We start from the raw sequence: 15,093 nt of genomic DNA, 5'->3' as shown, positions 1-15,093 counted from the left end.
CAACAATGGGTGTTGACTAATTCCAGTGATTGGCAGTTTTGTGGATAATTGGAGTGGTCGAAGTTGACTGATAAGGCTAAAGCGATGGTTTCTGAAGGTGAAGTTCTTGCTAGGTTTGATCAAGCCATAGCAAAATCGTCCAACTTGGCTGTTTTTATGGACTGGCTTAACCGCAATATTGGAAGCCAATTTGAAAATTACGATCAGCTGTGGAAGTTTTCCGTTGAGAACTTGGAACGTTTTTGGACCTTATGGTGGGCGTTCATAGATCCGGCATTCGGCCAAAGCGATCTTGGAAGATCTGGCATATCCAATATAGGGTTTGATCCTACCTTGGTTTTAGACTCCAGAGATCAACCAGCCAGCGGGTTCTTCAAGGGCCAGCGGTGTAATTATGCCAGTTATTCACTTGCGCGGTGTGATGATGCGATTGCGATTGTGGTTGTGTCGGAGCTGAACGAGGCAAAGGTAACTTTTAGGGAGTTGAACGCACTCGTAGCCGCATTTTCCAAGAGACTAAGAGATCGCGGAGTACGCGCAGGAGATGGAGTTGTGGGGTATCTTCCCAATTCGCTCGAGGCGTTGGTGGCCTTTTTGGCCGCTGCATCTATCGGGGCAATTTGGTCTTCGTGCTCGCCAGACTTTGGATCTTCGGCTGTTGCGGATCGTTTCATTCAGCTAAAGCCAAAGGTACTTGTTGCCGTAAGCAGCTACTCCTATGGGGGAAAGGTCTTTGACCGAAGCTCAGAGGTGCGAGATATTTGCGGCGCTTTGGGCGCCAATCTTGAGCTTCTGATTGTGGATCATACAGAGTCGTTTGTTGAGGATAGGTTTGGGGTGTTTGCTACTGCTGAGTTCATGGAGCCAATAGAGGGTTTAGATCGACCGCAATTTGAAGATCTCGACTTTAATCACCCCTTGTGGGCTCTCTATTCGTCGGGTACGACTGGAATGCCAAAGGCGATAGTGCATAGCCACGGTGGAATCTTCTTAGAGCACACTAAGGCGTTGTCGTTGCATTGTGACATTCGAGATGGTGATCTCTTTTTTTGGTTCACAACCACTGGCTGGATGATGTGGAACTTTTTGATTTCTGGCCTTTTAGTTGGATCTGGAATCCTTTTGTTTGATGGATCGCCAGGATACAAGGACTTATATCGTCTTTTTGATATTGCGGCTTCTAAGAAGGTGACCTTTCTTGGGGTTAGCGCACCTTTTATAACCTCGTGTCAGAAGGCCAATATCACTCCAAAACAAAGATATGACTTGCGAGGCCTTCGTACGATAGGTTCAACAGGTGCACCGCTTTCTCCCGAGGGATTCTCTTGGATCTATGAGAACGTTGCAGATGGAGTTGCCGTAGCATCCGTAAGCGGTGGGACTGATTTGTGTACCGCCTTTTTACTTTCCACTCCGTTTCATGATACCAAAGCCGGCGTGTTGAATGTGGCTGGCCTGGGTGCATTTGTTATCGCGGCAAATAGTGAGGGGCAGGGCGTAGTGGACGAGGTAGGCGAATTGGTAATTGTAGACCCAATGCCTTCCATGCCGATCTATTTCTTGAATGATCCTTCGGGTGAAAAGCTTCATGACGCATATTTTTCTACCTATCCAAATATGTGGCGCCACGGTGATTGGGTGAAAGAGCGCAGTGATGGTTCGTTTGTAATCTATGGCAGGAGCGACTCTACCTTGAATCGAGGTGGTGTTCGTATGGGTACCGCTGATTTTTATCGTGTGATTGAGATGATTCCTATGATTGTGGACTCCATGATAATTGATACCTCGAGATTGGGGAATGACGGGAAATTGGTATTGCTGGTCGTCATTGAGGCTGGTGGCGTCTTTACGGATGGGTTGAGATCTGAAATTCGCACTCGTATTCGTGAAGAATTGTCCCCGAGGCATGTGCCTGATCTTATCGTAGAGGTTTCAGCAATTCCACGAACGTTAAATGGTAAGAAGATGGAGGTGCCGATTAGGCGTTTGCTCCTAGGTGAGGAGATAGATAAAGTCGCGTCGCGAGGTTCCATGGCGAATCCGGATCTGATCCTTGAATACCAAGACCTCAAGGATCGTCTCTAGCTGATCAGTGAATATTTAAACCCAAGCCTCGATTTCCCGGATCTGGTCCTTGGATTGCGCTTCCTGAATTTCATGCTGAATTTTATGAGAGGAGAAGGCCAAGGAGAGACTGCTTTGGCTATGGAAAAGGAACAAAATATTGCTATGTATTGTCAATGGAGTTTGATTGACGGTGCAATCCTCAATCTGCCTCTGCCTTGCTTATTTGAGGGTCAACCCAAAAATTAGCCAAGGGGAAATCTATTTGGAGTGTTTAGGCTCCCTGGTGCAGTCCCGGTGGCAACTGGAAGCGACGTCTCCCTAGACCAGGCCGAGAAGGAACCTTCATAGATTTCGATCTCGATCGAGAATGCATATTTGAATGCCAATGCAAGATGGCAAGCTGTAATTCCAGATCCGCAACTTCCGATTATCTCTTTTCCTGATTTTGGTTCGAATCCGACTCGGTCCATTAGGGTCTTTCGGAGTTGTTCGACCTCAGGAAAATATGAGTTATGATCAAGCAGCGATCTCGTTGGAAGTGAAATTGCACCAGGGATGTGCCCGGGGCGAGGATCGACTGGATCGCTGTCACCTCGGTATCGACTCTCGTCCCGTGCATCTAGAACTATCGCTGAGCTTTTTTCGATGGAAGTTTTGACGTATTGTGTATCGCAGACCCCAGGACCCCATCCGCCAAGGTTATTTTCAGCGAGAGGCGTATCGTATCCATTAAATTGTGAGATTCTGGTTGACCCTGTTTCGAGCGGGCCATCCCATGCCGCAATTCCACCGTTTAGAACTGCGGCTTTTAGACCAAGGCGACGGTTCATCCACCATATTCGCGCTGCGATAACACCTCCGCAGTCGTCATAGATGACAGTTGGTTTGGAAAGATCGATTCCGCAGGTTTTTAAGGCTAGCTGAAAGGCGTTTGAGTCAGGAAGCGGATGTCGTCCATGATTGCTTACCCGGTGGTCGCTTGCTACCGCATCAATATCGATAAAGATTGACCCTGGTATATGGCCTTTGAGATATGCATCGTACCCATTTCGACCATCTAGATACCATCGAGCATCGATTACATTTACTGTGTTTGTATGGATTAGCTCAACTAGTGCGTTGGAATCTATCAGTGTTTCTAGATTATTTTGCATATAACCCCCCCCGCAATGTGATAGTTAGGGATAGCTCGTTGGGTATTTCCCTTATACAACTATCCTTTATTAGCGTGAATCGCTTTATTCTAACTGCGTTCGGCTCTGATAGGCCAGGAATTGTATATCGGTTGACAAAGGAGTTGGCTCGGTTGGGCGCAAACCTTACCGACTCTACGATGACGGATTTGGAGGGCCAATTTGCGATAATGCTTTCATTTGAAGTTGAAGGTCTTTCCAATTCGGATCAGTTGAATAAAGAGCTCAATGAGAATCTAGCTGATTTAGGCTTAGCACTTTTTGTAAATCAGATCGAGATTAAGGATTGGATTGACCTCAAGGACGTATCCCGGGTCGCCATTAGAGTCATTGGCGGTGATCGTCCGGGAATCGTTGCAGGAATTTCTGAAGTCTTGTTCAACTATAAAGCTAACATCGTTGAACTGAAGACTCATTCGACGACTCCATTTCCATCTTCCAATTACGTGATGATTATTCTTGTTGATCTCGATTCCTCTGTAAGTTTTGAGAGAATTCGGGCTGATTTGATCGAAGTCGCTTTGAGGCTCACTGTGCACTTGAGTGCGGAACTTATCGAGCCAGACACCATCTAAGGAAGGTTTTGGGTTTTTTAATTGTCAAAGTCGGGATTTCATGGCTATTAGAGAGGTCGTAAGCGTTCCGCATCCAGTACTTTCTCGTCAAGCTTTGGAAGTTAATTTTTTTGACGAAGAGCTTGCGAAGTTGGTCGGCGATATGTGCGATACGATGGCTGTATCTCCGGGTTGTGTAGGTCTAGCTGCAGTTCAAATAGGAGTTCCCCTGGCGATCTTTGTGGCCGACGTGGCGGGACACAAGAAAACTCGTAGTTATAACGGCCTGATCGTGGCAATCAATCCGGTGATAACTGCAAAGTCGAAGCCGATCAAAGTGCGCGAAGGTTGCATGAGTGTCGCTGATTTTACCGGGGCAATTGAACGTTTTTCTAACGTTACGCTTCGGGCTCAAAATTGTAATGGGGAGATCTTTGAGATTGAAACCGATGGCTTTGAAGCTCAGGCGATACAGCATGAAGTGGATCACTTGAATGGTATGGTTTTTTTAGACCGAATCATGTCTCCTGATAATTTATATCCAAGAAAGCGTTATCTCTAGGATCTCCATCCAGCTTTTTGCTAGATTGGCTCGAACTAACTATCTACTTCTTGGAGATGAAATGATAAACATAGAGGCATTTGTTCTTCGAGAGCGATCATTGTCTCGAAGAACAAGTTTTGACCAAGTGCATGCTACATGAGCGCATTCAATCAAGTGAATTCACTATATGCATTTTCCTAATGGAGCTTGGAAGCCACAAAGGCGCCCCGTACCTTATTAGTACTAAGCCGCACTATCTTCAACCTTAAGATCTGCATGTACTATTAGTGCCTCAACGGCCTGCTCGAGCATGGTCCAAGTCGATTCATCGGTGAGTTCTAAGTTGGAGTTGAACTTTTGTGCGGCCGATGTGACAAAGATCTCTGGACGTGACAGAACGAGCGAGCCCGTTGCATGGAGAACTTCTCGAAGGTGAAGCTGACCTCTTACTCCACCTAAAATGCCAGTGGAAGCACTAGCAAGAACCACCGGCTTTGCAATCAAGACGTGCTTGCCATAAGGTCGCGATGCCCAATCCAATGCATTTTTGATTAGGCCAGTGAATGAGTAGTTGTACTCTGGACTTGCGATTATGATAGCGTCTGCCTCTTTGATCGTTTGGCGAAATCTCGATGCAACTTCTGGAGCGTTCTGGTTGTCGAGGTCGGGGGTGTAAAAGGGCAATGCTTTGATATCTTCGAAGAGCTCGAATTCGACCGTTTCTGGTAGGAGCGATCCTATCGCTCTCAAAAGTGCGCTGTTGTAACTTTTTTGGGCTGCAGATCCCGATAGGGCGACAATTTTTGGCTTTGACATCTCTTTCCGTTCTGCTTAGTTTCTGTAAAGGTTTTACTTGCATAGTCAACTAGTTTTAAATTGATTCTATTTCCAGTTGGTAGTTTTTACTTTGGCCGTCTGGAGATTTTCTCAGGTTCGATACGAAATTAAAGATTGGGTTTAATCGCTAACATGGTAATTATGGCTTATGCAACCGTGATTGGCGACTTTGAAAGATCGATGATTGAGGGATCGAGCGTCTTTTTCGTGGCGAGCGCTCCGCTGGATCCCAACGGACATATCAATCTTTCCCCTAAAGGGATATCGAATACCTTTAGGATCTTGGATGATCATCACGTCGCGTATCTAGATCTGACCGGATCTGGAGCAGAAACAGCAGCCCACCTAAGTGAAAATGGGCGGATTACGCTAATGTGGTGTTCGTTTGGGGGTGACCCTAATATTTTGCGAATTCACGGCCGTGGTCGAGTTGTGCGACCACAGACCCCCGATTTTGAAGAGCTGATCGCTCATTTCCCTCCACACAAAGGCGTTCGCGGAGTCATTGTGGTAGAGATCCAACGGCTCGATAACTCTTGCGGTTTTGGCGTACCTGTGGCAGTTGAGTTACAAGAGAGATCGGATCTAGATGGGTGGTTGAATCGTAAAGGTGATTCGAAGCTTCTCGAATACCAGGCCAAACATAATCAACTATCGATTGATGGCTTGAATGCTTACCCGCTTTCATGATTAGTGAATTTTGATCAAATATTGATACCCTTCCAAAGTACCGCTAGAAAAGCGCGACACCTTTTTGATTGTCGTTGATTTTTGGCCCTATCCATGGGTTTTTTGGGGAGTTCTCAATTGATTGAGCTGATTGTCGAGTCGTTGATATTGATTACTGGGTCATCCCTGCTAAGAGTTTCACTCCAAAGGCGACTGATTTGGCTAGTTTGATTCCCTTGATATGGCCAGCTCCTTCAATAAGGTCGTTCCAATAGATCCCCCAAGCTGAACCGACTGTAGAAGGCATCCATTTGCTCGTCAGAAGGTTTGCTCCATTTTTGGCTAGTTTGGGATGAGCTAGCGCCAACCTCTGTATTGCTGCGGCTGATTTCAAATAGACTGCATGGTTTTTCTCTAGCTCCTGTCGGTAGATTTGTGCGGCATTTCCAGGATTTGAAGAGATTGCGCTAGCTGCTCGCATACCTGAATCCATCGCTGCATAGATTCCCTCTCCCTGAAGGGGGTTCACCAGCCCTGCGGCGTCGCCTATAAGTAGGACATTTTCTCTGGCTGGGATGATTCCATGGTATCCCATCTTGAGCCAGCCACCTAGCTTGGTAGCGGGGTCAAATTTAGATGACTTTATCCAACCTTGTCGTTTAAGGAGCTCGAGATAGGGTAGTAGCGCTCGAGTGGCCATCGATGCGTTTTTTTTATCGCCCAGAACTCCCATGCCAACTCCGCAATTTGCCATTCCTTCGCAGTCGGAGAAGATCCAGCCATAGCCCGGGAAGAGTACATTTGACTCTCCCCCTATCGACTTTTCGTCAAAGAGCGAGATAACAGGAGTGTCGACTGAAGCCTCTAGATATCCTCGAATGGCAAAGCCATAGAGGGCACTTGCCTCATCTGAGAGGTTCATCTCCTTGGCGACTAAAGAATTTGCACCATCTGCACCTATAACAAAGTCTGCGCTGATAGCCGAATTCCCGATGTAAATTTGATATCGGCCACCATCGGCTCTTGTGATTTTGTTTACTCTAGCGCTGATTGGCAATGAACCACCAGAGATTGCATTTTCATAAAGTGTCTCATCAAAGATGCGGCGTTTGATTAGCCAACCGCTTCCCGGATAGGTAATTCCAGATTCCGCCGGTAGTCGCAGTGGTCGTCCCGATGGTCCAACCAATAACATATCTGAGACGACCCTTCGGTTTCTAGGTAGGTCAATGCCTAGGTCGGCTAAGAGGGCTAGGGCACGCGGTCCAACCAAATCTCCGCAAGCTTTGTCTCTGGGGAAGGTGGACTTGTCGATTAATGCCACCCTTGCGCCACTCGATGCTAGAAGGCTTGCGGCTATGGATCCCCCCGGGCCCGCACCGATCACCGCGACGTCATATCGATTCAAATTTACTCCTGGGGTATTTTTTGATTATGATCTTTGAAATTGGAAAGTGGACATAGGATCAAGTGACTATCTTTTGGACCAACTGTTCATTCGAAGGTAGTTAAGTTGACGTTCCCATCCATGAATAGTCTTTGTCCTACTGGAAAGAGACAATTAAGAGCCTAAGTGAGATGGTAACTTTTGCGACGGTTGCACCAAGGCTTATGATATTGGACTTTTTGATGTTTACCTTTTCTTCCCAAAGCTTTCCGTCAGTGCCTGACTTTTGGAGATAGAAAGTTGAACCAGTTGGAGTGATTTGGCGGCTGAGAAGTCGCCAACCCATGTGTGCTATGACGGTTTGTTCGAAAGTAGTTGCTTGCGAGATGGTGAATGGAATCGAAAAGGTAATCTCTCGGTCGAAGGGGCCATTGCCCATGTCTAGGTTGGCCAAGCCAAGGAGTGAAGCACCTAGCGGGACTACGCTAGCTGAGAAGATATTCTTGGGCACGACACCCTCTTTGTCAAGAGGCATAAATGCCTTGGCGATAGATTGATAGGCAAGCGTGATTCGCACATTACTATTTGGTTTTGCTCCAATAGGAATCCCAGCTAAGGTACCACCGGTGAAGATCACAAGGAGCACCCCGAGAATAATTCTCTTTTGCAATTTTGAGAGGCGACTCTTTTTTACTGCCCCAACAAATGAGGAATTCTCAATGGCGTTTGTCTCTGTAGAATCCGAGGTCGCTTCAGATGACTCGAGGTGATCTGTGACCTCCTTGTCGGGATCGTTTTTTTGATTGCTAGATTGGCTTTGCAATTGTCTTCTCTCTAAGTTGTCCGACTTTCATTTAGATATGTAACTCCGCTAGATATGTAACTTCGCTCCGTTGTTCCCATGGTGATGAAGTTGAATTACCCTAAACAAATTACCTGGTCACGGTGTATGCTTGGGTAACCTAAGGGTCGGGTCGCTCTTGTGCTTTAAACTTTTGCCCCGTAATTGCGAACTTTAGCTACAGGTGACCAAGCCACTTCGTGTGTCGTTTTAGGCATAGGAAACAGCATAGTTGGAGCGATTAAAGTTGATTGGATCAAGGCGTGAATTGATATTTCGCGTCCTGGCATAGATTTCTCCAATCGAGGTGTTTGAGCCGTGATGGCCAGAGAAAAAGACCATCCATTCCTAAGGGCAGTCTTTGCCTCGGCGTAGAAGATAGGTTACCTTGGCGCCTTGCAAGGAGTTCCACGGGGGATAGTTGGCTCCATGGCGGATAATTAGCTCCACTGATAATAAGGCGATCCAAGGAGAGTGACCCCTTGTCATGCGTGGTATAGACTAACTCGCAGTTTGGTTTTTTGCCTTGCCAAGCTCAGATTTGTTCGATTTTTCTTATTTTTCTACGATGTAAAAGGGTGCAAGGTTGAGGCACATAAGGTTGAGTCAGATAATTTTATGTGTGTTCTTGTGAGATGGCTGAGATGGTGGTTTTTGCCGTTGAAAGGTTGCCATGACTCTTTTGGATCGACTTCTTGAGCCAACAGCGCCGAGCCAACAGCGCCGAGCCAACAGCGCCGAGCCAACAGCGCCGAGCCACAGTGTCGGGGTGATGGTCTCTTGTGAGGCTAAGATCTGGAATTTTGGAGCTTAGATCAAGGTTTCAAGAGGGTGATATCTTCTAATCGCATCTGATAGAGCACTAACTAGCCGGAATAAGACCGGAGGGCTATTAGGTTTTTCTAGACAGTAATTACAGCTCTGGCGGCGTGGCCGAGTGGTTTAGGCAAGGGCCTGCAAAGCCTTGCACAGCGGTTCGATTCCGCTCGCCGCCTCTCTTTCTCTTGATCGTTTTCGGCTACATCTCCTCTTGCTGGCGATGGCCTACTCAATCTTCGTTAGAAGAATTGCCCTTAGGCGAATCTCGTCATGAACTCCATAGTGCTCGCAATATGGCTAGCATTGTCGAAAAGAAGATTTACCCTAGAGTCTTTACGTGTCGATTATTCAGCTATGGGGCCACGCTACAAGGAGATTTCCAATCAAATCCGTTGACTTCGAATCGATAGATCTATTGCCCGGTTTGACCAAAAATCAAGATGGAACTTACACCATTAAGGTTTTTGCAGGTAGAGCAGAGTCGTTATCTTTGGAGTTATTTGACGATCGTCGTCATTTGATTTCAACTAGTGCATTGCGACCCATTGGCGATGGATGGTGGATCGGCGTATTTGCGGGAGCGGACAAGATGCTCTATGGCCTTAGGGCATCGGGGGCATACCAACCAAATGATGGTCTGTTTTATAATTCAAACAAGATCCTCTTTGATCCATATGCAAAGTCATTTTCTGGCCACATCTCCTTTGGCGATGTCACAAGAGTCCACGCTCCGTATGACTATCTTACGAAGTCATCGGTCGATTCAATAACTGGAGTTGCTCTTGCGCAGATTGATGATGGAGATTTTGCCCAAAGGGATCGACCCAAAGATATCGCTTCTTCATATTCATGGCGAGATACGACCGTCTACGAGGTTCACGTAAAGAGTGCGACCATTTCAAATATGGTAGTTCCCTCTTCACTTAGAGGAACCTACTTGGGTCTATCGCATCCAAGTGTAATAGAGCATTTTCATAGATTAGGTGTCACAACGCTGGAGTTGCTGCCAGTCTTTCACTTTGCTGACTCTGAGGCACTTTTTCATAATGGATTGACAAATTTCTGGGGATATTCACCAATCTCTTTCTTTGTTCCCGAGCCTCGATATGCAAGTTGTAACGATTTTGCAACAGCTAAAAGTGAATTTGCTGAGATGGTTGATCTGCTCCATCAGGCTGATATAGAGGTTCTCCTCGACGTTGTCTACAACCACACCGGAGAAGGTGATATCTCTGGCCCCACCCTCTCTTATCGAGGTTTGAGCGCGCATGACTACTACTTGATGGAAGGACAGGGCAACTATCACATTGACATAACAGGAACCGGAAATACGCTCAATGTTGCCTCTGAGGTTTGTAACCGAATGATTATTGATTCGATGCGCCACTTCGTAGAGGCCTATGGGGTTGATGGTTTTAGGTTTGATCTAGCTACCACTATAGGACGCGATAATGACACTAAGAATGGTTATTCCTTTTCCCCTATGGGGGGTGTTCTCTCCGCGGTGACAAACGACCCGATTCTGTCGAAGATCAAACTTATTGCGGAGCCTTGGGATTTGGGGAACAACGGCTACCGCCGTGGCTTTTTTCCTCGACCTTTTGTTGAGTGGAATGATCGCTTTCGAGATGGGATGCGGCGAGCTCTTGTCAATCGTCAGGGTGACCCAAATGAGGTTGCGGAGATAGTCGAAGGACGTAATGATCCTCTTTCGCTTTCACGAAGGATAAACTTTATCACCTGTCATGATGGCTTCACCTTGATGGATCTTGTTTCGTTTGATTACAAACATAACAATAGCAACGGTGAAGAAAACAGAGATGGATCCGACAACAATCTTTCAAATAACTTTGGCTTTGAAGGTTTGAATGCGCCGGTAGAGATTGTAGAGATGCGTGATCTTGCGCGGAGAAGTGCGATAGCGGCTCTGTTGCTAGCTCCAGGTGTTCCGATGCTGCTTGGTGGGGACGAACTCTCGAGGAGTCAGCAGGGCAATAATAACGCATATTGTCAAGATCGAGTGGACTTTGGATTCAATTGGTCGATGGCCCAGAGTCCATTTTGCGAGTGGGTGTGCGCCCTATCAAAGATTAGAAAGAACTACATATCTTGCTGTGACTCCATAGAGGCCACCATACTTGAGAGCGATGCCAGTGGATTCGATGGTGATCCAGAGATCGATCCTCGCATCCTAGAGGTCTGCCTGTGGCGCGAGAGCGGTAGTTCCAACAAGGTCGTCATCTACTTCAATCTCTCGCAGAACGAGATTAAGATAAGTGTGGCCGATAGATTCCCAACCTCAGATGCAGCGATCTTGTTGGATTCATCAACGGGACATGCGGCTACGGTCCTGGGCGATATGACCTATTGCGAGGTAATCAATCTAATACCGAATTCACTAATCGCATTAATTCTGCGCGAAGAGACCCGATAACCAACTATCTTTAATAGAACAAAATATGGGCCGTTGGCGCAGCTGGTAGCGCACTTGCATGACACGCAAGGGGTCACAAGTTCGAGTCTTGTACGGCCCACAATTGATTTTGTAACCTCAATAATCTTTGGCATCTAGCTATGTACGAGTTCGAGTGTTGTATGGTCTTGAGTCTTGATCGAGAATCACCTCTGCGCTGCGACATGGTTGCGACATGGTAGAGTCAGCATGCAAAGCTGTGTGGCAATTTAGCTAGCAAAATTGTTTTTGCCTTTTTGTCATTTTGGTCTCATGCTTAATTATCCAAGAGTGGGTCCCTTTGTGATCCAAGGTCATTCAGGAGGCCCGCTGCGACTTTGGAGTCCGTGATCGTGACAATTAGCGATTCTCCATTTTGTTTGTGCACCTCAAGTGCCTCTCTTCCACGGATAAAAAATGCCCAAGCTCGTCGTCGAGGTAGCCAACACATGCCGTAGATGTGAAATCTTCCAATCCTGATTGACTCGGCCTTTGCTATATCTTCCATTGGAACATACCGTTGGGGCCTTTTTAGGGGCCAAGCGATGACCCTGAGACCCTTGGAATCGATGTGAACCGTAATGGTCGAAACGCCACCGATTACATAAAGCCATCCCAAACCCCCGATTAGCTCGATTGGGGTGATACCAGAGTAGAAATATATGCCGAGCAGAGCGAGGCTAAACACGAAAAGCAGGGGGTTTGTAACCCGTTTGTGATAGATGGCCCTTTCGCCTGGTCGTAAATCTATGGTCTCTTGAGATTCATCCGACTTCGAGATCTTTTTTGGGGCCGACAAATATTTTCGAGCACGAATTTGCCCCACAATTATCGATGTAAAGGTGGTGACCACGATAACTGACCCTATCTCGAGGCGATAATTTGGTGATTTCGCGACAATGATAGAACCTGTGGCCGCAAGAAATATTAGGGAAATGATGTAAGGCTTTCGTTGTTCTGGCTTCATGCCATAGCGCCCTTGATCAACTCAACTACCTCATCCGAATTGAAGCCGAGTCTTTTGGCCTGTAGAACGAGTCCTTGGACTTGTTCAATTATGAGTGCCCGAGAATCGGGATGGTTATCAGAGACGTACGCACCGCGTCCACGTCGCATGTTTACTAGATCTTCAGCGCAAAGAATCTGATATGCACGTAGGACTGTATGCATGTTGACTTCGAGGCCTTCTGCAAGTTCTCTAGCCGGTGGGAGTGGGCTTCCCCCTGGTAAGGAGCCATCGGCAATGGCCCTTCGAAGGGCGCTAGTAATCTGTTCGAAGAGAGGAACTGAGCTATTGGTGTCGATACGAATGAGCATAGTTCTAATTGTAATAGAACTTTAGGTTATTGTCAATCTTTTTCGCTAGGGAGCTCGTATGGAATTTTTACGATACCGTGATTTCATCCTCCGGATTTGGAGCGTTGGTTTCCAACATTAAAGCTCTTTCCATCGATATTTTCTGGTTCGATCTCAATGTCTTAATAATCTGCGCCATGATCTTCGATTCATGTAGAGGTGGTCTTTGTGGTTTTGGTCCATGAGATCTAATTATTAATGGCGTGTTGATTTTTTAGGATTTTTTATGAGGCGATCCAACGAAGTAGGCGGTCTGATCTCAAGGGCGCCTTTATCCTTACAATCACCCATGAGAGCGACCTGACATCTTCGCATTCATCAACCAGCCTCGCCAAAGGTGACTTTCGCTATGTGGTTTTATGGGCTGTGGGGCTTGTAATCTCTTTCGAACTACCTACCAGGGGTGAGGCTCATACGGATCTGGTTCTGGCGCTCTTTAGGGCACTTGTGTTTCGTTCTGGGATTAGTTATTTGAAGCCTTAGCATTTGGGAGCCCATCAAAGCACTAACGGAGCAGTGTTGAAGTTATCTGGCACTCTTGCTTTGAATAGCTGCATTTTGCTGCAAGGGTCTTTCTTCAAAGGGCAACAGGCAAATGTAGTTTCGATGTCGCTACGCGCTCGCGCTTTGATATTTAAGGGTGTTTGTACAGACAATGATTGGAAATATCTTGTCCATGAGTGCGCCTCCAAATCAGGTTGGTTAGGCTCGATTCGATTCGATTCGATCCGATCCGATCCGGTGTTGGCTTCTTGGCTAACGCGCATTTTTGGTTCAGATGAGCGAGATCATCGTCAACTGCCGTTTATGGGGGCTAGAGATGGCCGAATCCCAAGCGACGCCAAGATTCCCTCGGGGTTAGAGGCGCAGCTTGTTCAAGGTTTGGCTGCTTTAACTTCCGCAATGCTAGACCAATTAAAAAAGAGATAACCTCGTCTCAACATTGGATTAGGGAGACTTTAGTTTTTGACTCTCAATTTCGGGTTGCACTCAATTTCGGGTTGCACTCAAGTTTAGGTCTGCATCTTTTAACGTTTTTAGAACTCTTCTTTTTCGCCATAGCCTTTGGTGATAATGGACCATCGGTTGAGATGTTCCTGTTGGCCGGTACTCCTCCTTCAAAGAAGGTATCTTTCGAGAGCGCGATGAAGGAGGAGTATTTGAGGTGAGCTGAATTATTATTGGATAGCTATTTTGAGAGCAATCTTTGGATCTTGTAATTGAGATCTATCTGAACGCGCTAATTGTCTTTTGGATGGCTGAGCCAATTGCCTAAATTCCAATGGTTAGTTGGAGATTTGGAGCGTGCTATTTGACTACGATTGAGATTTTGCCGCGCGTGTGACCACTCATATTTGACTTGAAGGCGTCAGCGCTATCTTTTAAGGCGTAGCTCTCGGTGACTATCGGTCGAATTTGTTCGGATTCGATCAACTTGGTTAGATGATTTAAGTCTTGGATGCTCGGGCGAACGAAGACATATTTGCCTCCGATTTGAGCGACACTAGCGTCGGCGATAGATGCGACCCTGTTACTTTGCTTTAGTAATTCGATCGGACGGTGGCCTTCTGGACCGCCATTGAGGTCTAAGTACGCGTCCAAACCGCCTGAAGCTTGCTTTGAGATCCCAGCTATCAGGTCTGCTCCGTAGGTTACGGGCTCTGCGCCCAACGATGCAATGAAGTCATGGTTAAGTGGAGATGCACTGGCTATCACGTTCGCCCCGAGTGATTTTGCAATCTGGATTGCAAATGTACCGACTCCTCCAGCACCCGCACTTATAAAGACGGTATCGCCCTTTTGGATACCTAGAGCGTTGACCAGACCTTGATAGGCAGTTAAGCCAGCTAGAGGAACACATGCTGCTTCGGCAAAGGTTAGATTCTTAGGCTTGAGTGCGAGTGTTCTGATTGGGGCAGCAATTCGCTCTGCGAAGGTGCCAGCATGTATGAAATCCATGCGGATGTAGCCATAGACCTCGTCACCCTCTTTTATTTCAGAGGCGGCGGGTCCTTTTGCCGCTACTACGCCAGAGGCATCCCAACCTGGGATGATAGGAAAGGTTGTATACAAGACCTGGTCTAGGTATCCAGCAGTAATCTTCCAATCGACTGGATTGACCGACGTTGCTGAGATATCGACTAAAACTGAGTCTGGACCTACCTTGGGTTCAGGTACTTCTCCATATTGAAGGACATCAGCATCGCCGTAGTTTTCGTAATATATCGCTTTCATCTGCTTCTTCTTTCTAAACTATCGATTTGTTAAAAACGTATGAGACTGTCCCCTATTCCCACATAGGCACTATCGACCTTCTCTAGGATGGCTAATAGCAGCTATTTGGTACGCTTTGATGCCTGACTGAGTCGTGACG

13 protein-coding genes and 2 tRNA genes are annotated in these 15,093 nt (G+C 46.8%); 8 read left to right on the top strand and 7 right to left on the bottom strand.

The genetic code is table 11. From position 1 onward, the window contains the following. Positions 1 to 63: 63 nt before the first annotated feature. A complete protein-coding gene (locus ACIDITHRIX25_RS000000103070) occupies positions 64 to 2,085 on the top strand; it encodes an acetoacetate--CoA ligase (protein WP_201733629.1) in 2,022 nt (673 codons plus the stop codon). A gap of 224 nt (positions 2,086 to 2,309) precedes the next feature. Here the strand turns inward: ACIDITHRIX25_RS000000103070 and ACIDITHRIX25_RS000000103065 are convergent, their stop codons facing one another. Continuing rightward, positions 2,310 to 3,221, bottom strand: coding sequence for a sulfurtransferase (locus tag ACIDITHRIX25_RS000000103065; protein ID WP_201733628.1), 912 nt, complete (start codon positions 3,219 to 3,221; stop codon positions 2,310 to 2,312). A gap of 38 nt (positions 3,222 to 3,259) precedes the next feature. On the opposite strand from ACIDITHRIX25_RS000000103065, the gene ACIDITHRIX25_RS000000103060 reads away from it, so the two are divergent. Both ACIDITHRIX25_RS000000103060 and def read left to right on the top strand, forming a co-directional pair. Beyond that, positions 3,260 to 3,835 (top strand): glycine cleavage system transcriptional repressor, encoded by a 576-nt coding sequence (locus ACIDITHRIX25_RS000000103060; RefSeq protein ID WP_052607206.1) that lies wholly within the window; start codon positions 3,260 to 3,262, stop codon positions 3,833 to 3,835. A gap of 40 nt (positions 3,836 to 3,875) precedes the next feature. Further along, positions 3,876 to 4,376: a peptide deformylase gene (gene def, locus ACIDITHRIX25_RS000000103055; RefSeq protein ID WP_201733627.1), complete on the top strand. Its 501-nt coding sequence runs from the start codon at positions 3,876 to 3,878 to the stop codon at positions 4,374 to 4,376. Positions 4,377 to 4,601: 225 nt separating this feature from the next. Here the strand turns inward: def and ACIDITHRIX25_RS000000103050 are convergent, their stop codons facing one another. Further along, entirely contained in the window at positions 4,602 to 5,174 is a 573-nt protein-coding gene (locus ACIDITHRIX25_RS000000103050) for an NADPH-dependent FMN reductase (protein ID WP_201733626.1), read from the bottom strand. Between the two features lie 162 nt (positions 5,175 to 5,336). Between ACIDITHRIX25_RS000000103050 and ACIDITHRIX25_RS000000103045 the strand changes: the two genes are divergently transcribed. Continuing rightward, positions 5,337 to 5,885, top strand: a complete 549-nt coding sequence (locus ACIDITHRIX25_RS000000103045) for a pyridoxamine 5'-phosphate oxidase family protein (protein WP_201733625.1) — start codon at positions 5,337 to 5,339, stop codon at positions 5,883 to 5,885. 151 nt (positions 5,886 to 6,036) lie between these two features. On the opposite strand, the gene ACIDITHRIX25_RS000000103040 is transcribed toward ACIDITHRIX25_RS000000103045, so the two are convergent. Continuing rightward, on the bottom strand, positions 6,037 to 7,272 hold the full coding sequence (locus ACIDITHRIX25_RS000000103040) for a geranylgeranyl reductase family protein (protein ID WP_201733624.1): 1,236 nt from the start codon (positions 7,270 to 7,272) through the stop codon (positions 6,037 to 6,039). Between the two features lie 136 nt (positions 7,273 to 7,408). Then, positions 7,409 to 8,074: a hypothetical protein gene (locus ACIDITHRIX25_RS000000103035; protein ID WP_201733623.1), complete on the bottom strand. Its 666-nt coding sequence runs from the start codon at positions 8,072 to 8,074 to the stop codon at positions 7,409 to 7,411. Positions 8,075 to 8,765: 691 nt separating this feature from the next. Here ACIDITHRIX25_RS000000103035 and ACIDITHRIX25_RS000000103030 point away from each other — a divergent pair. From ACIDITHRIX25_RS000000103030 to ACIDITHRIX25_RS000000103015, 4 genes are all read left to right on the top strand, one after another. Next, the gene (locus ACIDITHRIX25_RS000000103030) at positions 8,766 to 8,906 is read left to right on the top strand and encodes a hypothetical protein (RefSeq protein WP_201733622.1); all 141 of its coding nucleotides are present in this window, start codon (positions 8,766 to 8,768) and stop codon (positions 8,904 to 8,906) included. Between the two features lie 109 nt (positions 8,907 to 9,015). After that, positions 9,016 to 9,087: transfer RNA gene (locus ACIDITHRIX25_RS000000103025), tRNA-Cys, on the top strand. Positions 9,088 to 9,248: 161 nt separating this feature from the next. Further along, on the top strand, positions 9,249 to 11,345 hold the full coding sequence (locus tag ACIDITHRIX25_RS000000103020; protein ID WP_201733621.1) for a glycogen debranching protein: 2,097 nt from the start codon (positions 9,249 to 9,251) through the stop codon (positions 11,343 to 11,345). A 27-nt stretch (positions 11,346 to 11,372) separates the two neighbouring features. Then, positions 11,373 to 11,445: transfer RNA gene (locus ACIDITHRIX25_RS000000103015), tRNA-Val, on the top strand. Positions 11,446 to 11,640: 195 nt separating this feature from the next. On the opposite strand, the gene ACIDITHRIX25_RS000000103010 is transcribed toward ACIDITHRIX25_RS000000103015, so the two are convergent. The 3 genes from ACIDITHRIX25_RS000000103010 to ACIDITHRIX25_RS000000103000 form a co-directional block, all read right to left on the bottom strand. After that, positions 11,641 to 12,330 (bottom strand): hypothetical protein, encoded by a 690-nt coding sequence (locus ACIDITHRIX25_RS000000103010; RefSeq protein ID WP_052607212.1) that lies wholly within the window; start codon positions 12,328 to 12,330, stop codon positions 11,641 to 11,643. Then, entirely contained in the window at positions 12,327 to 12,680 is a 354-nt protein-coding gene (locus ACIDITHRIX25_RS000000103005) for a GntR family transcriptional regulator (RefSeq protein WP_052607213.1), read from the bottom strand. The genes ACIDITHRIX25_RS000000103010 and ACIDITHRIX25_RS000000103005 overlap by 4 nt, the downstream gene beginning before the upstream one ends. Before the next feature lie 1,347 nt (positions 12,681 to 14,027). Continuing rightward, positions 14,028 to 14,954 (bottom strand): NADP-dependent oxidoreductase, encoded by a 927-nt coding sequence (locus ACIDITHRIX25_RS000000103000; RefSeq protein WP_201733620.1) that lies wholly within the window; start codon positions 14,952 to 14,954, stop codon positions 14,028 to 14,030. Positions 14,955 to 15,093 lie beyond the last annotated feature (139 nt).

It is taken from the genome of Acidithrix sp. C25 (assembly GCF_904848545.2).
This window is presented reverse-complemented; position numbering and strand designations above follow the sequence as displayed.